Source organism: Ensifer sp. Root423 (assembly GCF_001426275.1).
GTDB lineage: Bacteria > Pseudomonadota > Alphaproteobacteria > Rhizobiales > Rhizobiaceae > Ensifer > Ensifer adhaerens.
This window is the reverse complement of the sequence record NZ_LMEG01000001.1, coordinates 263,736-283,266: the sequence shown is the minus strand read 5'-3', so window position 1 is coordinate 283,266 and position 19,531 is coordinate 263,736. Positions and strand designations below refer to the sequence as shown.

At 62.9% G+C, this 19,531-nt stretch carries 20 protein-coding genes and 1 pseudogene; 10 read left to right on the top strand and 11 right to left on the bottom strand.

Annotation, left to right across the window (positions count from 1 at the left end; all coding sequences use genetic code 11):
- Positions 1-8: 8 nt before the first annotated feature.
- The gene (locus ASD01_RS01365) at positions 9-644 is read right to left on the bottom strand and encodes a TetR family transcriptional regulator (RefSeq protein WP_034792728.1); all 636 of its coding nucleotides are present in this window, start codon (positions 642-644) and stop codon (positions 9-11) included.
- 91 nt (positions 645-735) lie between these two features.
- Between ASD01_RS01365 and ASD01_RS01360 the strand changes: the two genes are divergently transcribed.
- From ASD01_RS01360 to ASD01_RS01350, 3 genes are all read left to right on the top strand, one after another.
- On the top strand, positions 736-1,389 hold the full coding sequence (locus ASD01_RS01360) for an O-methyltransferase (protein WP_034793622.1): 654 nt from the start codon (positions 736-738) through the stop codon (positions 1,387-1,389).
- 71 nt (positions 1,390-1,460) lie between these two features.
- On the top strand, positions 1,461-2,354 hold the full coding sequence (locus ASD01_RS01355; protein WP_034792725.1) for an SDR family oxidoreductase: 894 nt from the start codon (positions 1,461-1,463) through the stop codon (positions 2,352-2,354).
- 200 nt (positions 2,355-2,554) lie between these two features.
- Positions 2,555-4,024: an MltF family protein gene (locus ASD01_RS01350; protein ID WP_060515989.1), complete on the top strand. Its 1,470-nt coding sequence runs from the start codon at positions 2,555-2,557 to the stop codon at positions 4,022-4,024.
- 54 nt (positions 4,025-4,078) lie between these two features.
- On the opposite strand, the gene ASD01_RS01345 is transcribed toward ASD01_RS01350, so the two are convergent.
- Genes ASD01_RS01345 through nthA form a run of 3 tightly spaced genes read right to left on the bottom strand, consistent with a single transcriptional unit; the run spans position 4,079 to position 5,737 of the window.
- On the bottom strand, positions 4,079-4,468 hold the full coding sequence (locus ASD01_RS01345) for a nitrile hydratase accessory protein (RefSeq protein WP_090294265.1): 390 nt from the start codon (positions 4,466-4,468) through the stop codon (positions 4,079-4,081).
- On the bottom strand, positions 4,437-5,096 hold the full coding sequence (nthB, locus tag ASD01_RS01340; RefSeq protein ID WP_034792719.1) for a nitrile hydratase subunit beta: 660 nt from the start codon (positions 5,094-5,096) through the stop codon (positions 4,437-4,439). The genes ASD01_RS01345 and nthB overlap by 32 nt, the downstream gene beginning before the upstream one ends.
- Positions 5,093-5,737 (bottom strand): nitrile hydratase subunit alpha, encoded by a 645-nt coding sequence (gene nthA / locus ASD01_RS01335; RefSeq protein ID WP_060528760.1) that lies wholly within the window; start codon positions 5,735-5,737, stop codon positions 5,093-5,095. Before nthA ends, nthB begins: the two co-directional genes overlap by 4 nt.
- A gap of 233 nt (positions 5,738-5,970) precedes the next feature.
- Between nthA and ASD01_RS36405 the strand changes: the two are divergent.
- Positions 5,971-6,120, top strand: a pseudogene (locus ASD01_RS36405) (DoxX-like family protein); the annotation flags it as partial.
- A 2-nt stretch (positions 6,121-6,122) separates the two neighbouring features.
- Positions 6,123-6,581: a DUF2269 family protein gene (locus ASD01_RS01330; protein ID WP_034793618.1), complete on the top strand. Its 459-nt coding sequence runs from the start codon at positions 6,123-6,125 to the stop codon at positions 6,579-6,581.
- Here the strand turns inward: ASD01_RS01330 and ASD01_RS01325 are convergent.
- On the bottom strand, positions 6,573-7,166 hold the full coding sequence (locus ASD01_RS01325) for a LysE family translocator (protein ID WP_034792716.1): 594 nt from the start codon (positions 7,164-7,166) through the stop codon (positions 6,573-6,575). The genes ASD01_RS01330 and ASD01_RS01325 overlap by 9 nt on opposite strands.
- Positions 7,167-7,709: 543 nt before the next feature.
- Here ASD01_RS01325 and ASD01_RS01320 point away from each other — a divergent pair.
- A complete protein-coding gene (locus tag ASD01_RS01320) occupies positions 7,710-7,949 on the top strand; it encodes a hypothetical protein (protein WP_127889203.1) in 240 nt (79 codons plus the stop codon).
- Positions 7,950-8,041: 92 nt separating this feature from the next.
- Here the strand turns inward: ASD01_RS01320 and ASD01_RS01315 are convergent, their stop codons facing one another.
- The gene (locus ASD01_RS01315; RefSeq protein WP_034792710.1) at positions 8,042-8,953 is read right to left on the bottom strand and encodes an MBL fold metallo-hydrolase; all 912 of its coding nucleotides are present in this window, start codon (positions 8,951-8,953) and stop codon (positions 8,042-8,044) included.
- A gap of 116 nt (positions 8,954-9,069) precedes the next feature.
- Here ASD01_RS01315 and ASD01_RS01310 point away from each other — a divergent pair, with 116 nt between their 5' ends.
- Together ASD01_RS01310 and ASD01_RS01305 are read left to right on the top strand one after the other, a co-directional pair.
- The gene (locus ASD01_RS01310; protein WP_034792707.1) at positions 9,070-9,978 is read left to right on the top strand and encodes a LysR family transcriptional regulator; all 909 of its coding nucleotides are present in this window, start codon (positions 9,070-9,072) and stop codon (positions 9,976-9,978) included.
- Between the two features lie 171 nt (positions 9,979-10,149).
- A complete protein-coding gene (locus ASD01_RS01305) occupies positions 10,150-10,995 on the top strand; it encodes an aldo/keto reductase (RefSeq protein ID WP_060643561.1) in 846 nt (281 codons plus the stop codon).
- A gap of 133 nt (positions 10,996-11,128) precedes the next feature.
- Here the strand turns inward: ASD01_RS01305 and ASD01_RS01300 are convergent, their stop codons facing one another.
- Positions 11,129-11,878 carry a glucose 1-dehydrogenase gene (locus ASD01_RS01300; protein ID WP_034792704.1) on the bottom strand — a complete coding sequence of 250 codons (750 nt, stop codon included), beginning with the start codon at positions 11,876-11,878 and terminating at the stop codon, positions 11,129-11,131.
- A gap of 94 nt (positions 11,879-11,972) precedes the next feature.
- Here ASD01_RS01300 and ASD01_RS01295 point away from each other — a divergent pair, with 94 nt between their 5' ends.
- Positions 11,973-12,869 (top strand): LysR family transcriptional regulator, encoded by an 897-nt coding sequence (locus ASD01_RS01295; RefSeq protein ID WP_034792690.1) that lies wholly within the window; start codon positions 11,973-11,975, stop codon positions 12,867-12,869.
- Between the two features lie 173 nt (positions 12,870-13,042).
- On the opposite strand, the gene ASD01_RS01290 is transcribed toward ASD01_RS01295, so the two are convergent.
- The 3 genes from ASD01_RS01290 to ASD01_RS01280 all read right to left on the bottom strand — a co-directional run bounded on the left by ASD01_RS01290 (position 13,043) and on the right by ASD01_RS01280 (position 16,896).
- Positions 13,043-14,074 (bottom strand): NADP-dependent oxidoreductase, encoded by a 1,032-nt coding sequence (locus tag ASD01_RS01290; RefSeq protein WP_234798700.1) that lies wholly within the window; start codon positions 14,072-14,074, stop codon positions 13,043-13,045.
- A gap of 448 nt (positions 14,075-14,522) precedes the next feature.
- Positions 14,523-15,095, bottom strand: coding sequence for an acetolactate synthase small subunit (ilvN, locus tag ASD01_RS01285; RefSeq protein WP_060643526.1), 573 nt, complete (start codon positions 15,093-15,095; stop codon positions 14,523-14,525).
- A 22-nt stretch (positions 15,096-15,117) separates the two neighbouring features.
- Positions 15,118-16,896, bottom strand: coding sequence for an acetolactate synthase 3 large subunit (locus tag ASD01_RS01280; RefSeq protein ID WP_034792684.1), 1,779 nt, complete (start codon positions 16,894-16,896; stop codon positions 15,118-15,120).
- 524 nt (positions 16,897-17,420) lie between these two features.
- Here ASD01_RS01280 and ASD01_RS01275 point away from each other — a divergent pair.
- A complete protein-coding gene (locus tag ASD01_RS01275) occupies positions 17,421-18,794 on the top strand; it encodes an MATE family efflux transporter (RefSeq protein WP_034792681.1) in 1,374 nt (457 codons plus the stop codon).
- Between the two features lie 46 nt (positions 18,795-18,840).
- Here ASD01_RS01275 and ASD01_RS01270 read toward each other — a convergent pair whose 3' ends face one another.
- A complete protein-coding gene (locus ASD01_RS01270) occupies positions 18,841-19,209 on the bottom strand; it encodes a hypothetical protein (RefSeq protein ID WP_034792678.1) in 369 nt (122 codons plus the stop codon).
- Between the last annotated feature and the right edge of the window lie 322 nt (positions 19,210-19,531).

The window sequence follows — 19,531 nt, the reverse complement described above, 5'->3', positions numbered from 1 at the left end:
GGGATGCATCAGGTGCCGGCGCCCTTCGCCACGAGATAGGCCGAGAACATGTCGGCCATCGCATCCGCATAGGCCTCGATCTCCGCATCGCTGCGCGCCGTTCCCGAAAAATCCTTCCCCACCGTCGTCATCGTCGTCATGATCAGGTCACCGGCAAGTTCCCTGAGGTCGGTGGGTGCGTTCGGAAGAAGCTCGATCATGAACTGGTCGATGAGCGGATCGTTGGCCTCCTTGGCTTCCCGGGCTTCGGGCGCATCGCGATAAAGGGGTGCCGCGTCGCCCAGGGCAACCCGAACGGCCGCTTCCTCGCATTCCGAGCGCAGGAAGGCGTGAACCAGTGACCGCAGCCGATCGAGCGGCGACCACGACCCGTCACTGAGGATCGTCGCCAGCAGCCCCGACGTCTGCCGCCATTCGTCGCTTTGCAGGCGGAACAGGATCGCGCCCTTGTTGGGAAAATACTGGTACAGCGACCCGACGCTGACGCCCGCCCGTTCCGCGACGCGGGCCGTGGTAAATCGCTGCGCTCCCTCCTCCTCCAAAACCTGAACAGCAGCCTGGAGAATGGCCTTTACCAGCTCGTTCGAACGCGCCTGCTTGGGCGCTTTTCGTGAAGAAATACGGGCACTTGATCTGTTGGCCATTGGCACTGTCCGCAATGCGATTAGCGAATGCGACGAATTATTCGTATTTTTCCTCGTGAACGCAAGCCCATCGAAAACGAAGGAACATCCGATGACCACGCTCACCAGCCAGCCTCTCAAGGGCCTTCTCGACCGCCTATTCGACGAGGCCGATGCCGCGACCAGCCCCGCAGTCGCGCAACTGCCCGCAAGCGAACGCGAACGATTGCTGCACAGCAAGACCGAATATCTGCAGCTCTACGGGCTCTTGAAGGATCTGTGGCTTCCGGTTTCGCGTGAGACCGGCAACCTCCTCTACATGCTCGCCTGCGCGAGCCGCGCCCGCCGGATCGTCGAGTTCGGAACGTCCTTCGGCATTTCGACGCTCTTTCTCGCAGCGGCGCTGCGCGACAACGGCGGCGGCGAGCTGATCACCAGCGAATTCGAACCGGCGAAGGTGGCGCGGGCCGGACAGAACCTCACCGCAGCCGGTCTCGAGGATCTCGTCGAGATCCGGCAGGGTGACGCGCTGACGACTTTCACCGACCTTCCCGACGCGATCGATCTGGTGCTGCTCGACGGGGCAAAACCGATCTATCTCGACGTCTTCAAGCTGATCGAGCCTCGCCTGCGTCCAGGCGCCCTGATCATCGCCGACGACGCCGACAGTTGCCCGGAATATCTCGACTACATCCGTTCGGCCCCCGGCACCTACCTGTCGACACCGTTTGCCCAGGACATCGAAGTGACGATGCGCCTCGCCTGATCGGCGCCATCGTTTCGGTTGAGCGCCGGCGCTTACGCCCACGCAAGGCCACCACATCAAGGAGAACTGCAATGCATGTATTCGTAACGGGCGCGACCGGCTGGGTCGGGTCGGCCGTGGTCAAGGACCTGATCGCGGCGGGGCACAGGGTGTCCGGCCTGGCACGCTCCAGGGAAAAGGCCGCAACCCTCGCCGCAACCGGGGCTTCGGTCGTCGAAGGCGGGCTTGAGTCCGCGGCGGTCCTGCAGCGGGCCGCAGGGCAAGCCGATGCCGTCATTCACACGGCCTTCAGGCATGACTTCGTCCATGGCCCGCTCGACCAGGACTTTTCCAGTTTCCTGGAAAGTGCGGCCGAGGATCAGCGCGTCATCGCGCTTCTGGGTGAGGGTCTCGCCGGATCGGATCGGCCGCTACTCGTAACCTCGGGTCTCGCCGGGCTGCCGCTCGGTGCCACGGAAACCGATCGGCCCAATGCCGCCGTGCCGCGCAAATCCGAAGCCGCTGCCCGTGCCCTTGCCGAGCGCGGCATTCGGGCGGCAACGGTCCGGCTCGCGCCTTCGGTTCACGGCGTGGGTGACTATGGCTTCGTCCCCATCCTCGTGCGTCTTGCGCGCCAGACGGGCGTTTCGGCGTATCTGGATGATGGCGCCAATTGCTGGTCGGGCGTCTACCGGGATGATGCAGCACGGGTCTATCGGCTTGCGCTTGAAAGCGGCACGAGCGAGTGCGTCTACCACGCTGTGGCGGACGAAAAGATCCCGTTCCGACAGATCGCCGAGATCATCGGCCGAAATCTCGGCCTGCCGGTCGAAGCCCGCCCGCCCGCGCATTTCGGCTGGTTTGCCGGCATGGCCGGCGGCAACATGGCCGCGTCCAGCGCCCGGACGCGAGCCTTGCTCGGGTGGAAACCTGTTGGGCCTGACCTGCTCACCGATCTGGATCAGGCAACCTACTACGGCACCTGACAAACACGTCCCTGCCGATGACGTCTCGGCAGTTCCCGCGCCGCGACAGTGTCCGTGCACGACTGCAGCCACCGAATGCCACATATTCCAAACTGCTTGTTTACGGTTGCAGGGAGCGTAATCTCAATTCATCCAGTCTGGGCCAGAGCGTGGCAACTTTGGCTGTGGCCGACTAGAGAGCAACTTTGGGGGTCTGGGCAATGTTCACGCTTCTCGCTGTCGTCGCGCGGGTCGAATTGGCGCGCGCCTTTTTTATCCTTTCCGCCCTAGGTCTTGCAGGCCTTTCGCCCGGCAACTCTCGGGCCCAGGAGCAGACACCCGGCTACCGCGCCTGGACTGGCGATTTCGACGGCATGCAGCAACGCCGCCTGATCCGCATTCTCGTCCCCTTCAGCAAGACGATCTACTTCATCGACCGCGGCGAGCAATTGGGCACAGCGGTGGAGACCGGCAATGCGCTCGCAGAGGAACTCAACAAGGACCAGAAAAAGGAGATCGACAGGATCAAGGTCGTCTATGTGCCAACCAGCCGGGATCTGTTGCTTCCGGCCCTTGTCGAGGGACGCGGCGACATCGTTGCCGCCAACCTGACGATCACGTCCTCGCGCAAGGAGGTCGTCGACTTTACCGATCCGCTGGCAACGGGCGTCAACGAAATACTAGTGACGGGTCCGTCGGCCCAGTCGATCGCAACGCTTGACGACCTCGGCGGAAAGACGGTGTTTGCGCGGCAGAGCAGCAGCTACTTCGAACACCTCGGCGCGCTGAACGCCCGCCTGAAGGCATCCGGCAATACCGGGATCGATATCCGGCCGATCGACGAAAACCTGGAAGACGAGGACCTGATGGAGATGGTCAATGCTGGCCTTCTTCCCTGGTGCGTCGTCGATGATCACAAGGCGCGCATATGGGCAACCGTGTTCGATCGCGTCGTTCTGCATGAGGATATCGCCATTGCTGCGGAAGGCGAGATCGCTTGGGCCATCCGCAGGGACAGCCCGAAGCTCGCGGCCACCTTGAATGCCTTCATCAAGACCCACAAGGTCGGTACCGCCTTCGGCAACGTTCTGAAGAAGCGCTATTACCAGAGCGAGAAGATGGTGCGTGCCGCCTACGAGCGCTCCGAGCTTGAAAAGTATCGCACCCTGCGTGGCTTCTTCGAGACACACGCCACCACCTACGACTTCAACATGCTGCTGCTTGCCGCGCAGGGCTATCAGGAATCGCAACTCGACCAGAGCAAGCGCAGCCCGCGCGGCGCCGTTGGCATCATGCAATTGCTGCCGACAACGGCCGCCGACAAGTCGGTCGGCATTAACGGCGTAGAAAAGGATCCGAACCGCAACATCGAAGCCGGCGCCAAATACATGCGCTATCTGATCACCACCTATCTCAATGAGCCGGGCCTCGATCCCGTCAACCGGACATTGCTTGCTTTCGCCGCCTACAATGCCGGCCCCGGAAACCTGCGCAAGATCCGCCGTATCACCAATGAAATGGGGCTCGATCCGAACATCTGGTTCGGCAATGTCGAGAACGGGGCGGCGAAGGTGATCGGCCGCGAGACCGTGCAGTATGTCGGCAACATCTACAAATATTATGTCGCCTACTCACTCTTCACCGATCTGGAAGCTCGCAGGGCCGAGAGCGCCGCACAGTCACCGCAATGATGCGATGCCTTTGCAGCGCTCCGAGTTGCCATATGATGGAACCGGCAGGCCGCCTCACCGCAGCGGATCGTTCTCGATCACGATCGGTTGCCCATGCGGCGTTGCCTCCGCCGCGCGCTGCCAGCTCAGCGTCAGGTCTTCCAGTTCTCGACCGGAGGCGAGCGAAAGCTCCGTGACGAGGCGCGAGAGTGCGGCCACCCAGCAGTCGTAGTAGTCGCTGGCATCGGCCTTGCGGCCGGGTTTGTAAAGTTCGGCCGAAAGCGCTTCTGCCCATTCGGGCCAGGAGAACACACCCTTTTCGTGCAGGCGCACGGTCATGGCGAAGGCGTTCGCCTGCCAGGGCTCGGCAAAGACCGGATCGCCCTCCGGTGACTTCGGCAGTTCGGCCGAGGCAATCAGCGGCGATGTCACCTTACACGTGCTCAAGATAGCTCTCCCAGGCATCGATCGAGACGGTCAGCGTCGGGTCGGCGCCCTCGCCCCAGATCTCCGGCCCATCGAAAACGACCGTGTAGACCCATTGTGGATTTTCGCCGCGGCCATGGGCGTTGTCGTCAGGAAAGACGAAAGAGCCCTGCACCGCCTCGACCCGGCCGAGCTTGGCACGGGCATAGCGCGGCAGGCGCGTATGGGTCTCCGGATTGAAGTTTTTCGTGCGCACCCGGTCGCCGGCGGCAAAGCGTGGGCGCCCCTCGACCGGACGATCGCAGGGGCCGCCTTTGGCGAGCACGCCCGCCACCATGTCGGCCTTCAGCACCCGTTTCGGCGCCGCACCCTGTTCCAGCCTGTGGCCGCCATCGAGTTCGGCCTGGGTCACGAAGCCGTGGCGCTTCAACAGGGTTTCGAGCGCGCGCGTCCAGATCTCGTAATAGCTCGCCGAGAGATAGGTCGCCGGGGCCAAGTTTTCGCGCGCATGCCGGCTTTCGTCGATCGTCCAGGCGCCAAAGGCGCCGCAGGAAAGCGTGACGCCGAGCGCCCGCTTTTCCCACTCCGCATGGAAGTAGGGCTCGTCCTTTTCAGGCGCCACCGGGCCGAGGCCGTGGGCGCCGCCGAGATCGTGTGGACCGTTCATCGAAGCACCTCCGCAGAAAGTGCCAGGCCCGTCCCGATCATCGCGTCGCGGGTGACGAGGGCAGCAAGCTCGTCCTCGCTGAATCCTTCCGTCCCTGCCGGGCGCTCGGGGATCACGAGATAACGCAGTTCCGCCGTCGAATCCCAAACGCGAATGCGCGTCGTCTCGGGAAGCGTCAGGCCGAATTCCTGGAGCACACCGCGCGGATCGATGACGGCGCGCGAACGATAGGGCGGCGCCTTGTACCAGACCGGCGGCAGACCGAGCACCGACCAGGGGTAACAGGAACAGAGCGTGCAGACGACGAGGTTATGGGTTTCGGGCGTGTTGAACACGGCGCGCATATGCTCGCCCTGCCGGCCGGTATAACTGAGGCTGGCGATCGCTTCCGTCGCATCGCGCTTCAGCCACTCGGCAAATTCCGGATCCACCCAGGCCTTGGCGACCACACGCGCGCCGTTGCGCGGACCGATCTTCGTCTCATAGGTCTCGACGATCGCATCGATCGCCGCCGGGTCGATCAACCCCTTCTCTGTCAGCACCGTCTCCAGCGCCTTCACCCGCGCTTCCATGTCGGTGAAATGGTTGTCGTGGTGATGGTCGTGATCGTGATGATCGTGGCCATGATGGTGTTCGGACATTGCCTGGCTCCTCGCAACGCTGTGCCATCACAGGCACAAAGATGGCGCTGCCTCCTCATAAAGTCGTAGCGCATAAACCCCGGATTCGAAATCGATTTCAACGCCCGCGGGTACCCGCAATTGTCACCATAACAAGTCTGGTCCGATGCGCTTCGGACCAGGCCACCGAGCAAGCCGGCTTCCGCTGCCGGCGATCATTTGCCATGCAGTTCCGAATGTATCATCTGCGCCATCTAGGCATGCTCGCACTGTCGGTCGCCTATCTCGCCTCCGCTCCCCTCGTCGAACCCCAACTTTGGGCCGATCCGCTCGGGCCGCTCGTCAAGGTGCTGCCGTCGCTGCTTCTCACGCTGGCGACGCTGACCATACTGGATGAACGCTGATGATGCTCGAAGATCTGCTGCGCCCTGCCAATGTTATCGGTGCCGCGGTGCTCTTCGGCACCGGCGCTGGTATCGCCTTCTTCATGCTTATGGCCAAGCGCACGCGCGATGCCCGGCTGATCGCGCACGTCGCCGACACGGTCTTCACCGCGACAGCGGTGCTGCTCCAGCCGATCACCGGTTACCTGCTGGCGACGAGCATCGGCTGGTCGCTGACGGAAGGATGGATCGCGCTGTCGCTGATCCTCTATGTCGTCACCGGCCTCTTCTGGCTGCCGGTCGTTTGGATCCAGTTGCGGCTGCGCGATCTCGCCCGGCTTGCAACGGCCAACGGTGCGCCGCTACCACCGGAGTTCGACCGGCTCTATGCCATCTGGTTTGCCTGCGGCTTCCCGGCCTTCTTTGCCGTCACCGGCATCTTCTGGCTGATGCTGATGAAACCACAATTCGCACTATTTTAGCATCGGCCAGAGACTGATGACGAGAAGCACCGCCATGGTGATGTTGAACCATTTCAGCCGCGACGGTTCCGAGAGCCATTGGCGCAGCGCCGAACCGAAGCCCGCCCATGTGGAAACGCTCGGCACGTTGACGAGCGCAAAGACGACGCCGACGACGAGCACGCTGAAGAGGTAGCTTTCGCTGCTGGTATAGGTCGCCATCGCTGACACCGCCATCACCCACGCCTTGGGATTGACCCATTGGAAGGCGGCAGCCCCGATGAAGGTCATCGGCTGTGCGCTGGCCTTGCCTTCGGACAGCGAACGCGAGGTGCCGATCTTCCAGGCGATCCAGATGAGATAGGCACCGCCTGCGAACTTCAGCGCCGTGTAGACGACCGGCACGGAATGGAGCAGCGCACCGAGGCCGAAACCGACGGCGATGAGCAGCAGGAAGAAGCCGGCGCCGATGCCCAGCATATGCGGAATGGTGCGCACGAAACCGAAATTCACGCCCGACGCGAACAGCATCATGTTGTTCGGCCCCGGCGTGATCGAAGTGGTGAATGCGAACAAAAACAGCGCCAGCAGCGTATCGGCCTGCATGGTTTCCTCCCGGTCAATTGGGTCAGCATAATTGACCTATTAGCCGGCATCAGCCGCGAACTTGTCATGGTGACAAGTTTCCCCTCGCCGATAAATTGCCAAAAAACCGTATAATACAGCAGTTTGTCTACAACGTTCGTGCGACTTTGGACCTAGGGCAGCGCTAGGGTACCCGCCTGGGCCCTGCGTCCCTCAGACCCCGTTATGTCGTGCCGGGCCCCGGTGGGATGGGCCTGGCGGAATCTTACTTGAGGCCATTAAGGGGGTCCCTACACGCCTCTCGGGCTCCGGCTCAACGGTAGATGGTCGGAGCAAGGAAGCGACCAGTCGGTTGATTGAGCGGCCTGCCGAGAGGCCTCGGTGATGGGGTAGCAATGCGATGACAACGCGCCCAAGCCCGTCGTTGTCCAGCCTCAGCCGTGTGTGTACTCTCGCTGTCATGCACGTGGGTAGGAGGCCACAATGAGGAGGACGATTGTTGCCGCTCTCGCCACTTTCGTGTTCACGGCCCCAGCCATGGCGCGATCAGAGGAGAGGCAGTCTATGACAACGCCATCCTTCACCGAATGTCAGAAGGTGCAGCAGGAGGTCATGCGTCTCGTCACAGGTGGAAGGGACTGGAAGCTGGTGCCGTGGGACGGTGGCGCAGTCGCTCTATTTCTCCAAATCGACGGCACAATCGCCATCACATGCAGCAGCGACGGCACAGCCGAAATCTACGCGACGGGCGTCGCTACCAATGCCTTTCCGGGATTTGTTCGCGCCTTTGAACTCCTAAAGTAACAGTGTCCTTGGTCTTGGTGCGCACCGTTTTCAGCATCCGTACATTCATGTGACCGGTCGCCGCCTCGCCTGTGCAGGAACGGTGGTCGGCCTCAGCCCCACTTCATCTCGCCCTTGGCGACCTTGGCGCCGAGCTCGAGCGTCGCGACACCGGGCAGATCCGGATAGCGCTTTGTCATCGCTGCGATCAGCTCGCCGCTGTCCTTGGCGGCGGCCGCCGCCTCGTTGAAGGCTGCGAGATAATCGCGGGTGAAGCGGATGGCCTCGACGCCCTCCGGCCCGCCAGCACTCTTGTGCGCCGGCACGACGATCGCGGGCTTGCGCGTCGCCATGGCATCGAGCGCCTCGATCCATTTCTGCCGCCCTTCCGCCGTCGCCTCGTCGGCCACCCAGACATGCGAGCCGGAATAGACGAGCACGCCACCGAAAATCGCCTGCAGTTCCGGCACGAAGAGATAGCGCCGGTCCTTCATCCCCTCGATCGTGACGATCTCGATCGTGCTGCCTTCGAGCGTCAACGCGGTGCGGTCGTCGGGCGTCGGCATCACCACATCGGCGAGCGTCTGCGGGCCATTGTCCTTCAACTGCGCCCCCCAGGTTTCAAGCTTTCCTTCAACATTGGCCCTGATCGCCTCGACGGTCGCTGAAGCGGCGATGACCTTCGCATCCGGAAAGGCTTCGACGATCGGCTTGAGGCTGAAATAGAAATCCGGGTCGTTGCAGCTGACATAGATGGTCGTCAGCCGCTTGCCCGTTGCCTTGATTGCCTCGGCCACCGCCCGGCCGTCGGAAAACGTGAAGCCGCCATCGATCAGGATCGCCTCGCTCTTTCCGGTCAGCAGCACCGGTGTACGGTTGAAGCCGGCATCATCCGCCTGGAAATAGCGCCATTCGAGCGCTGCGGCCGCATTGGCAAAGCGGCCACCGACCGGCTGAATGAGGATGGCGGCGCCGGCCGCCGCTGCCGTCTTGAGTGCGGTCCGCCGGGTCAACTGGATCTGCATGGGGTCTCCTTGGGCTTTTGTCGTGCCCGGCAGGATGACGGCACGGGCGCTCTTGAAAAAGCCCGGCAGTCCGAACAGACTGTCTGACAACCTCAGACAATCGCGAAGAATTTCGAATGACTGTAAATTTAAATCGCCTCTCGCATTTTGTTGCCGTGGTCGAGTGCGGCTCTTTCACCGCGGCTGCCGAACGGCTCGGGCTTGCCAAAGCCGCCGTCAGCCATCAGGTCGCCCAACTCGAAAAGGAGCTGGGCACCACCCTGCTCGTGCGCACCACACGGCGGCTAAGCCCGACCGCCACCGGCCAGCGCTTCTACGAGCGCTGCGCGCTGATCCTGCGCGATGCCGATGAGGCCGTCGGCGCGGTCTCAGCTGAAACCGAGATCCCGAGCGGCACGCTGACACTGACGGCACCGCTCGACTATGGCGCCAAGGTCGTAACCAACGCCGTCGCCGCCTATCTCGCGGCCTATCCCGCCATGCGGGTGGAGCTGAGCTTCAACGACACGGTTCTCGACATGATCGAGAAGCGCCTCGATCTCGCCATTCGCGCCGGCTGGCTGGTGGTTTCCAGCGAACGGGCAAAACGCATCGGCACGTTTCAGCAGCACCTCGTCGCAGCGCCCGCCTATGCCGCAAAGCTCGGGGACATCACGCACCCCAATCAATTGATGGAGGCAGACTGGATCGCCAACGGCGCGCTGAAGGCGCCGCTGGAATGGACCTTCACGCATGCTTCCGGCAACGGGGCGGCAATCCACGGCAAGGCGCTGGTGACCGCCGACAGCATCGATTCCGCCCACTGCTGCGCTGTCGCCGGCATCGGGCTTGCCGTGCTGCCGGACTATCAGGTGCGAACCGACATCGCCGAGGGCCGGCTGGTGCGGTTGCTTTCCGACTGGTCGCTGCCCTCGGGCGGTATCCATGTCGTCTATCCGCCCTCCCATTTCCGCCCGGCGCGCGTGCGCGCCTTCGTCGAGATCCTGCAGCGCATGGAAAAGGAGCGCGGGCGGCTTGCCGGATGAAGGCTCGAAAGACCGGCGGGATGCGCTAGATTGCCCGCTACCCGCCGATTTCCTGAAAGCGTTTCCGCTTTTACGGATAGCAACGGGGCGCACGTCTAAGTGCTACAGCGTGAGAGGCGCATCTTGAAAGCTGCGGCCGCTGTGGGCAATTTCGGCCGCGAGGAGAAAAGCATGCACGATCCGATCCCGACGACGACACTTCCCGACGGCCGCTCGATCCCGGTTCTTGGCCAAGGCACCTGGCGCATGGGCGACAGCGCAGCACGCAAGGCCGATGAGGTGAAGAGCCTGCAGCTCGGCCTCGATCTCGGCCTGACGCTGATCGACACGGCCGAAATGTATGGCAACGGCGCCTCGGAGCGCGTGGTCGGCGAAGCGGTGCGCGGGCGCCGCGACGAGGCCTTCATCGTCAGCAAGGTGCTGCCGTCCAACGCCAGCCGCATTGGCACCGAGGCCGCCTGCGCGCGCAGCCTGAAGCATCTCGGCGTCGACCATATCGATCTCTACCTCCTGCACTGGCGCGGCGGCTATCCGCTGGCGGAAACGGTTGCCGCCTTCGAGGCGCTGAAGAAATCAGGCAAGATCGGCGCCTGGGGCGTCTCGAACTTCGATGTCGACGACATGGAGGAGCTGCTGGACGTGCCGGATGGCAAAAACGTCGCCGTCAACCAGGTGCTCTACAACCTGTCGCGCCGCGGCATCGAATACGACCTCTTGCCCTGGTGCCAGAGCCAAGGCATCGCCATCATGGCCTATTCTCCGCTCGACGAGGGTCGGCTCTTGCGCCACCCCGATCTCATTCACATCGCCAAGGCGCATCAGGCGACGCCCTCCCAGATCGCCCTTGCCTTCCTCAAGACCCGCCCCGGCGTCATCTCGATCCCCAAGACCGGTTCGGCCGACCGCCTCCGCGAAAACCGCGACGCAATGGACATCCACCTGACCGCCGAAGACCTCGGCGCCCTCGACCACGCCTTCCCGCCGCCGAAGCGCAAGCGGTCGCTGGAGATGATTTGAGAGAAGCGTCGCGATAACGTTGACCGCGCCCTCAGCCGCTCAGCCCGACTGCGCGCCGGAGGCGCAGTCGGTGCAACATCGATGACGGTTCAATCAAACGCCCTCGCTGCTGTTCGGCGACATCCGCTATCCGTCAGACAAGCAACATTCCGCCGTCGACGTGGAGTTCGATGCCGTTGACGAAGCGACCGGCATCCGAAGCGAGGAAGAGTGCCGCACTGGCAAGCTCCCCGGACGTGCCCAGCCGGCCAGCCGGGATCGTCTCGGCCATGTGCTCGAGAAAGGGTACGCGTTCAGCCTCGGAGATTCCGAGCTTTCCAAGGATTTCCGTGTCCGTCGGCCCCGGGCTGAGAACATTCACGCGAATGCGGCGCGACTTGAACTCGATCGCCCAGTTGCGCGCGAACGCCGCTGCGGCAGCTTTGGAACCGGCATAGACGCTATGGTTCGGGAGAACCTTGGTCGCCGCCAGCGAACTGGTGATGATGATGCTCCCGCCCTCGTTCATGATGGGAGCGATGGCTTGAACGCCGAAGAAGACGCCCTTTGTGTTGATGGAAAAATGCCGGTCATAGGCTTCTTCGGAGATTGCGTCGGTCGGTTTGAGGTCGATCACGCCCGCGTTGGCAAGGTAGATATCGACCGCGCCAAATCGTTCCGCAACTGTGCCCGCGACCGCCCGATGATGGGCGAGATCAGCCACGTCACCCTGGATGCCGATCGCGCCGAAGCCGATTTCCTGAACGGCTTGATCTAGAAGGTCCTGGCGTCGAGCCGTGATGATGACCTGGGCGCCTTCTTCGGCAAAGAGCTTGGCGGTCGCCTTTCCGATGCCGCTGTTGCCGCCAGTAATGACGGCGACCTTTCCTTGAAGTGTCTTCATTTTCGTCTCCATGTTAGGTGTCATGGAGATAGAGATGCCTTGGACGGCGCATTAGCGGGTTCATGAGCACATGACATGTGCCTGCGAGGTGTAGATGCCCAATCTGCTGAACGAGACGCCTGGCTTGATCGCGTTCGTCAGGACCGTGGAGAGCGGTTCGTTCAGCGCTGCGGCCAAGATCCTGAGGACATCGCCGTCTGCCGTCTCGAGGAGCGTCGGAAGGTTGGAGACCTTGGTCAGGGCCCGCCTGTTTCTGAGGTCAACGCGAGCATTGGTTCTAACCTTCGAAGGGCAATCCTTGTTCGACAAGGTTGCTCCTCTCCTGCGCCAGCTTGATACGTCGGACGAGGTCGCCAGCCGTGAGGACACGCTCGCCGGCAGAATTCGGTTCAGCATGCCAAGCGATCTTGCCCGCTACTTCTTGACCCCGATATTTCGAGATTTCGCATCGGCCTTTCCCGCCATCAAGCTGGAGGTGGGGCTCGCAGACCGGCAAGTTGATTTGATCCGGGAGGATTACGACGTGGCCTTCCGCGTGGGCGGCGGTGGCCAAGGCGAACTGCGCGTACGAAAGCTAGCGAATGTCAACATGGTGATCGTCGCGTCTCCAGCTTACCTCGAGAAACACGGCAAGCCGCGTTCAGTAGACGAGGCGTCGGCTCTTCCCTTCGCCCGATACATTGTGCGTGGTCATCCGAGCCCGATGGTCTTTGCGGGCGGCAAGCAGTTTTCACCGCAGGGCCGCGTGGATTGCGATACCGGGCAGGCACTGCGGGCAGCGGCACTCCACGGTCTGGGGGCGGCACTGCTCATGAAGTGTGTGGTTCAGGACGAGTTGAACGACGGCCGGCTGATCGATATCTCCACTGAACTGGACCTGCCGCCGCAGCCTCTCAACGTGGTGCACGCCTTCGGCTCGATGATACCGCTTCGCGTTCGGCGATTTTGCGATTTCATCGCCGACCAAACCAAGAGCATACCAGGTCTGTGACAGCCTAAGACCAGTGGACTTGCGGTGAAATGGAAATACGCATTCACTCGCTCCGATAGGCCGTTGGCAACCTGCCCGTCCCTGAGAGAAAGGGAGTGAGGGACCATCCTCACGAAACGTCTGCCTTCTGCGCGCTGCGGTTTATCGCAAAGAACCGCCACCGCAAGCGTCGATCACGCAGTGACGCCCGCAATCTCCACCACCACCTTGCCCTTGGCGCGACCGGATTCCAGATAGGCGAAGGCTTCGGCGACATCGTTCAGTGCAAACACGCGGTCGATCACCGGCCTGACCGTCCCGGCGTCGATGAGGCCTGCGAGTTCGGCAAGCTCGGCACCATCAGGATGCATGAAGAGGTAGCGATAGGAGACGCCGTGTTTCCGGGCGACGGCGCGTATCTTATAGGACGCAAGCCAGAACAGCGCCCTGAGGAACAGCCCGCGGCCGAGATCCTTTCGCGCGGTTTCGGGCTCGGGCATGCCGGCGATGGAAACCACCTTGCCGCCGCGCTTGACGACGCCGAAGGATTTTAGGAGCGTCTCGCCGCCCAGCAGATCGAAGGCGCCGTCCATGTCGCGCAAGCGCTCCTCGAAGCGCTCCTTCGTGTAGTCGATCACCACGTCGGCGCCGAGCGCCTCGACCAGCGCGCGGCCGCGGGGCGATGCGGTCGTCGTGACCTCCGCGCCCAGCCATTTCGCCAGCTGAATGGCGAAAGTACCCACACCGCCGGCGCCACCGGGGATGAAGATCCGGCTGCCCCGCCCCACATGAAGCTCGTCGCGCAGCGCCTGCAAGGCGGTAAGGCCGGCAAGCGGCACGCCGGCTGCCGTGTTGAAGTCGATCGATGCAGGCATCTTCGCCAGGAATTGTTCGGGCACGACGGCATACTCAGCAAGGCCCCCCATGGTGTCTTTGGGCATGCGCGCAAAGACCCGGTCGCCCGGCGCAAACGACGCGACGCCTTCTCCCAGTTCCTCGACGACGCCTGAGAGTTCGTTGCCCATGACGACAGGCAAGGGATAGCGCTGGACGACTTTCAGCATGCCGTCGCGCGTCTTGTAGTCGACCGGATTGAGGCCGGCGGCATGCACTCGGACAAGCACCTCGCCGCGCGCTGCGCGTGGGCGCCGCACGTCGCGCAACTCCGCGGCATCGGAACCACGATATCTCGTAAGGACCAAGGCCTTCATCTTGGTAGAATTCATCAGGCACCTGCGATCGTGAGAAATCTTCTGAGGGAATACTCGGCGAGAAATGCCGTGCGAAGTCAACCACGCGCGTGACGTCTGGCGGCTTCGGTCGCATGCGCGTGCACCGATCATCCGGCCGGCCGGGAGGTTTCGGCTGCAACTGCGGCGGCCCCTCATCCTGCCTGCCGGCCACCTTCTCCCCCAAGCGGGGAGAAGGAAACGTGCAGCGGGCGCCCGGTTCCCTTGAACCGCGAGCGCTTAGCATCTTCAGCAGAAGCGTGCCTTTGATGGACGGTCACCATGAAGGAGGAAAGAAGCGGCTCGCTGGGTGCGAGCGCCCCCTCTCCCCGCCTGCCGGGAGAGGGCTGGGGTGAGGGGCAGCCTCCGCACAAAGTGCGAGGGGCAATCCCGCTCGGAAAATCTCGCGCGCAAGAATGCACGCGAGCCCCTCACCTCGGCAAAATCACATGCCCTGCGGGCCGCGGTTCATCGCTGCGATGCCGGTGCGGCAGACCTCGATGAGGCCGAGCGGCTTCATGATGGCGATGAACTGCTCGATCTTCGACGGCTTGCCGGTGATTTCGAAGACGAAGTGATCGATGTTGGCGTCGATGACCGAGGCGCGGAAGGCGTCGGCAAGGCGCAGAGCCTCGACGCGGTGGTCGCCCGAGCCGTGTACCTTGACGAGCGCCAGTTCGCGTTCGATCGGCCGGTCGTGGCCCAGGCTGGCGGCGCGCACGGTCAGGTCGAGGACGCGGTGGACCGGAACCAGCCGTTCCAGCTGGTTCTTGATCTGGTCGAGCACGTGCGGCGTGCCGCGCGTCACGATGGTGATGCGCGACAGGTGCGCCTCGTGTTCCGTTTCCGAAACCGTGAGGCTCTCGATGTTGTAGCCGCGACCGGAGAACAGGCCTATGACGCGGGCAAGGACGCCCGGTTCGTTGTCGACGAGAACCGAAAGCGTGTGGGTTTCGGCGACTTCGGTCTCCTTGGCGATGAAGTAGGCGGAGCCGGTCGGTTGAAGGTGTGCGTTCATGTGAGTGGTTCCTCTACCTATCTCAGACCAGCTGACGGCCCTTGGCGTCGATCGCGTTGGCGACCGCTTCGTCCGTGGCTTCGTCGGGCAACAGCATCTCGTTGTGGGCCTTGCCCGAGGGGATCATCGGGAAGCAGTTGGCGAGGTTGGCGACGCGGCAATCGAAGATAACCGGCGCCGGCGTGTCGATCATCTTGCGGATCGCTGCGTCGAGCTCGCTCGGCTTGTCGCAACGGATGCCGACGCCGCCATAGGCTTCCGCCAGCTTGACGAAGTCAGGCATCGCTTCGGTGTAGGAATGCGACAGGCGGTTGCCGTGAAGCAGCTGCTGCCACTGGCGCACCATGCCCATGTACTGGTTGTTGAGGATGAAGATCTTGACCGGCAGGCCGTACTGGACCGCGCAGGACATTTCCTGGATGCACATCTGGATCGAGGCGTCACCGGCGATGTCGACGACGAGGCTGTTCGGGTGCGCGACCTGCACGCCGATCGCCGCCGGGAAGCCGTAGCCCATGGTGCCGAGGCCGCCCGAGGTCATCCAGCGGTTCGGCTGCTCGAAGCCGAAGAACTGGGCTGCCCACATCTGATGCTGGCCGACTTCCGTGGTGATGTAGGTGTCGCGGTCCTTGCTCAGCTCATAGAGCCGCTGGATCGCATATTGCGGCATGATGACGTCGTCGTTCGGCGCATAGGCGAGCGAATTGCGGGCGCGCCACTTCGTGATCATCTCCCACCAGTCCGAGAGACGTGCCTTGTCGGTCGACTTGGAAGCGGCGCGCCAGAGGCGAACCATGTCTTCCAGAACCGTGCCGACATCGCCGAGGATCGGCACGTCGACGCGGACGTTCTTGTTGATCGACGACGGGTCGATGTCGATGTGGATCTTCTTGGAGTTCGGCGAAAACGCGTTGAGGCGGCCGGTGATGCGGTCGTCGAAGCGGGCGCCGATGCAGATCATGACGTCGCAGTCATGCATCGCCATGTTGGCCTCATAGGTGCCGTGCATGCCGAGCATGCCGAGCCAGGCCTTGCCGGAGGCCGGATAGGCGCCAAGCCCCATCAGCGTCGAGGTGATCGGGAAACCGGTGAGCTCGACCAATTCGCGCAGCAGATGCGAGGCTTCAGGGCCGGAGTTGATGACGCCGCCGCCGGAATAGATGATCGGCTGGCGCGCATTGCGCATCAGTTCGACCGCTTCCTCGATCTTCTTCAGATCGCCCTGCTTCTTCGGCTGGTAGCTCTTCTGGGTCGGGACGGCAGACGGCGGCGTGTAGGTGCCGGTCGCAAACTGGACGTCCTTCGGGATATCGACAACGACCGGGCCCGGACGGCCGGACTGGGCGACGCGGAAGGCCTCATGGATGATGCGGGCGAGATCGTTGACGTCGCGAACCAGCCAGTTGTGCTTGGTGCAAGGCCGGGTGATGCCGATCGTGTCGCATTCCTGGAAGGCGTCGGAGCCGATCAGCGAGGTCGGAACCTGGCCGGAGATGCAGACGAGCGGGATCGAATCCATCAGCGCGTCCTGCAGCGGCGTCACTGCATTGGTAGCACCTGGGCCGGAGGTGACCAGCATGACGCCGACCTTGCCGGTGGAGCGGGCATAGCCTTCGGCCATGTGGCCGGCGCCCTGCTCGTGGCGAACGAGGATGTGCTGGATATCGTCCTGCTGGTGGATTTCGTCGTAGATCGGAAGCACGGCGCCACCGGGATAGCCGAAGATATGCTCGACGCCATTGTCCTTCAGTGCCTGGAGAACGATCTCCGCGCCTGTCATCTGGTTTTCTGTACCGCTCATTGACTTGCTTCCGTCCCTTTTCCCAGTTGGGTGCTTAGCTTGTTTGAAGGCATAAAAAAAGGCCCCGTCAGGAGCCTCGTTCAGCGCATGGGTGGCTACCGCCGGATGGTTACACCATCCTGCCCATGCGCCGTCCCACCACAAGAATAACCGCAAAATTTTTCATGGGCCGAGTTGATAAACACAAATGCCTGAGGCGTCAACGGCTTTTCGTTACACGATCCGGCGCTTTCTCGGAACATTGTTGCGCAAACCGTCCGAGAAAGCTGCGCGAACAGGCCCATAGCGACTACGGCAAGGCACCGCTTGTCTCATGACGCGCAAGGGTCATCGTCCCCCGGCTTGACGGCGATGCGGCTTGGCGCTACCTCCCTTTCCGGGCTTCAGATCCCCGCCGCTCGCAGGCTTCCAGTCTCGGTGAAATCTGACTTCTGACGATATCCTCTCGCCCCGATCGCATTTCGTGTGGCAGGCAATGCGAGCCCCTCCTCTTCCCAATCGAAATGCGAGAACAGGAGTGCGGGATGTCCAAGGACACCTCCAAGCCGAATGCCTACTTGACCGCGCCGCTCGGCGCGATCTTCTTGAAAACGGCGCTGCCGATCATCTTCGTCATGAGCATGAACGGGCTGTTGACGGTGGCCGATGCCATCATGCTCGGCATCTATGTCGGCGCCGAAGCCGTCGGCGCCGTGACCACGGTGTTTCCGATCTTCATTCTCACCGTGGCGTTGGCCACCCTCGTCGTCAGCGGCATGGCGAGCCTGCTTGCCCGCCATCTCGGCGCCGGCCGCTTTGCTGAAGCCCGCGGCGTCTTCGCCGGCGCCCACATACTGGCGCTGACGATCGCTGTTGCACTGGTCGCGCTGTTCGCAGCCTTAGGCGACCGCCTGGTGCTGACGCTCACCAATGGTCCGGGGCCGCTCGCCAGCATGGCCGAGCGCTATATCGCGATCATCATCTTTTGCGCGCCCGTCCAGTTCCTGCTGGCGGTGCAATCGGACGCGCTCCGATGCGAGGGACGCGCCGGGCTGATGGCCGGCCTCAGCCTGCTGGTCTCGCTCGCAAACCTTGCCCTCAATTATGTGCTGATCGCGCTGCTGGACATGGGTGTCGCGGGGTCCGCGACCGGCACCGTGCTGGCGCAGCTCCTCGCGCTCGGCCTCATCGTCCTCTTCCGCCTGTTCGGACGCACGGAACTGCGGCTCTCCGCCCTCCTCCGGCATAACCCGCTGACGGGATGGAGCCGCATGATCGCGCTGGGCAGCCCCCAGAGCCTCGGCTTCATCGGCATGGCGCTGGTGTCGGTGACGATCATGGCGGCGCTGCAGAAGACGGCGGCCGAAAACTACGCCACCACGGTCGCCGCCTACGGCATCATCACCCGCATCATGACCTTCGCGCTGCTGCCGCTCTTGGGCCTGAGCCAGGCGATGCAGGCGATCGTCGGCAACAATGTCGGCGCCGGCCTCGCGGACCGGGCAGAAAGGATGCTGCGGCTTGGCATGCTTGTGGCGTTCTTCTACTGCCTCGCCGTCGAGGTGCTGCTCCTCGGCTTTGCCAGGCCGATTGGCGCGACCTTCGTCGACAACGATGCGGTCATCGCTGACGTCGCGCGCATCATGCCGGTGATGGTCGCGATGTACGTCTTATCCGGACCGCTGATCATGCTCGGCAGCTATTTCCAGGCGATCGGCGATGCGCGCCGGGCGGCGATCCTGGGGCTTGCCAAGCCCTATCTCTTCACCATGCCGCTGGTCGCACTCTACGCGTCGAGCTTTGGCGAACCCGGCATCTGGTTCGCCATGCCGACTGCAGACGCGCTGCTTCTCGCGGTCGCGCTGCTGGTGTTGTGGCAGGCCTCGCGCCAACGACCCGCAACGGCTCCGTCAGGCTGATCTGCGCGCGACGCGCCGGTTCTCCGGCGCGTCGCAGTCCCTATCGCTAGAACCGCGAGAACCCGACAAGCGACGGCATGATGGAACCGCGGCCATCGTTGATGAACGGCGCCAGCCCCGCGGCCACCTCTTTGCTCGGATTGCCATAGACCTCGAGCCGCTCCACCGAGCAGTGGGCGGAGACGTCGTTGATGTGTGCATCCGACATTTGCCAGTGCCGGAGCACGTCCTCAGAATTGCGGTAGAGCTGGATGCTCACCGCCTGCATCTCTTTCTCGTCGATGAACGTCTGCACCATCAACTGCGGCGCATGCTCTTCGACGAAGGCGATCGCGCTGCGCACCGCCTCGCGGAACGGTTCGAGATGGCCGGGAGTAATCCTCATCAGATTTCGGAAAAGCAGTTGCTCGGTCATGCATCCTCCATGTCGCGTATTGCTGGCTCCTCGGGCCGAATCCGGGCCGAAGATGGCGTTCGGGCCAACGCCGATGGAGAGGTTTGTAAGAGCTCAAGCTTGGTTGAGGTCAAGCGGCAGATACCAGAGCAATTTTGGAGGTCGGCCGCGTCCGCATGCACCGGCCATTAACACTTGCCGTGGCAAATTAGCTTGGCTGCATGATGCAGCTTAAAAACAAAGGCAATGAGATGCTTGACCTTTCCGTGCTCACACCTCTCCTCCTCAGTTTCGGCGCGATCTACCTGTTCTTCCGCTGGGTCGTGTTCGATATGAACGCCCC

What these genes read in the sequence shown, in the direction of transcription:
- ASD01_RS01365 (WP_034792728.1), bottom strand. Translation starts at nt 644, where the DNA reads ATGGCCAACAGATCAAGTGCCCGTATTTCTTCACGAAAAGCGCCCAAG.
- ASD01_RS01360 (WP_034793622.1), top strand. Translation starts at nt 736, where the DNA reads ATGACCACGCTCACCAGCCAGCCTCTCAAGGGCCTTCTCGACCGCCTA.
- ASD01_RS01355 (WP_034792725.1), top strand. Translation starts at nt 1,461, where the DNA reads ATGCATGTATTCGTAACGGGCGCGACCGGCTGGGTCGGGTCGGCCGTG.
- ASD01_RS01350 (WP_060515989.1), top strand. Translation starts at nt 2,555, where the DNA reads ATGTTCACGCTTCTCGCTGTCGTCGCGCGGGTCGAATTGGCGCGCGCC.
- ASD01_RS01345 (WP_090294265.1), bottom strand. Translation starts at nt 4,468, where the DNA reads ATGCCTGGGAGAGCTATCTTGAGCACGTGTAAGGTGACATCGCCGCTG.
- nthB (WP_034792719.1), bottom strand. Translation starts at nt 5,096, where the DNA reads ATGAACGGTCCACACGATCTCGGCGGCGCCCACGGCCTCGGCCCGGTG.
- nthA (WP_060528760.1), bottom strand. Translation starts at nt 5,737, where the DNA reads ATGTCCGAACACCATCATGGCCACGATCATCACGATCACGACCATCAC.
- ASD01_RS01330 (WP_034793618.1), top strand. Translation starts at nt 6,123, where the DNA reads ATGCTCGAAGATCTGCTGCGCCCTGCCAATGTTATCGGTGCCGCGGTG.
- ASD01_RS01325 (WP_034792716.1), bottom strand. Translation starts at nt 7,166, where the DNA reads ATGCAGGCCGATACGCTGCTGGCGCTGTTTTTGTTCGCATTCACCACT.
- ASD01_RS01320 (WP_127889203.1), top strand. Translation starts at nt 7,710, where the DNA reads ATGACAACGCCATCCTTCACCGAATGTCAGAAGGTGCAGCAGGAGGTC.
- ASD01_RS01315 (WP_034792710.1), bottom strand. Translation starts at nt 8,953, where the DNA reads ATGCAGATCCAGTTGACCCGGCGGACCGCACTCAAGACGGCAGCGGCG.
- ASD01_RS01310 (WP_034792707.1), top strand. Translation starts at nt 9,070, where the DNA reads ATGACTGTAAATTTAAATCGCCTCTCGCATTTTGTTGCCGTGGTCGAG.
- ASD01_RS01305 (WP_060643561.1), top strand. Translation starts at nt 10,150, where the DNA reads ATGCACGATCCGATCCCGACGACGACACTTCCCGACGGCCGCTCGATC.
- ASD01_RS01300 (WP_034792704.1), bottom strand. Translation starts at nt 11,878, where the DNA reads ATGAAGACACTTCAAGGAAAGGTCGCCGTCATTACTGGCGGCAACAGC.
- ASD01_RS01295 (WP_034792690.1), top strand. Translation starts at nt 11,973, where the DNA reads ATGCCCAATCTGCTGAACGAGACGCCTGGCTTGATCGCGTTCGTCAGG.
- ASD01_RS01290 (WP_234798700.1), bottom strand. Translation starts at nt 14,074, where the DNA reads ATGAATTCTACCAAGATGAAGGCCTTGGTCCTTACGAGATATCGTGGT.
- ilvN (WP_060643526.1), bottom strand. Translation starts at nt 15,095, where the DNA reads ATGAACGCACACCTTCAACCGACCGGCTCCGCCTACTTCATCGCCAAG.
- ASD01_RS01280 (WP_034792684.1), bottom strand. Translation starts at nt 16,896, where the DNA reads ATGAGCGGTACAGAAAACCAGATGACAGGCGCGGAGATCGTTCTCCAG.
- ASD01_RS01275 (WP_034792681.1), top strand. Translation starts at nt 17,421, where the DNA reads ATGTCCAAGGACACCTCCAAGCCGAATGCCTACTTGACCGCGCCGCTC.
- ASD01_RS01270 (WP_034792678.1), bottom strand. Translation starts at nt 19,209, where the DNA reads ATGACCGAGCAACTGCTTTTCCGAAATCTGATGAGGATTACTCCCGGC.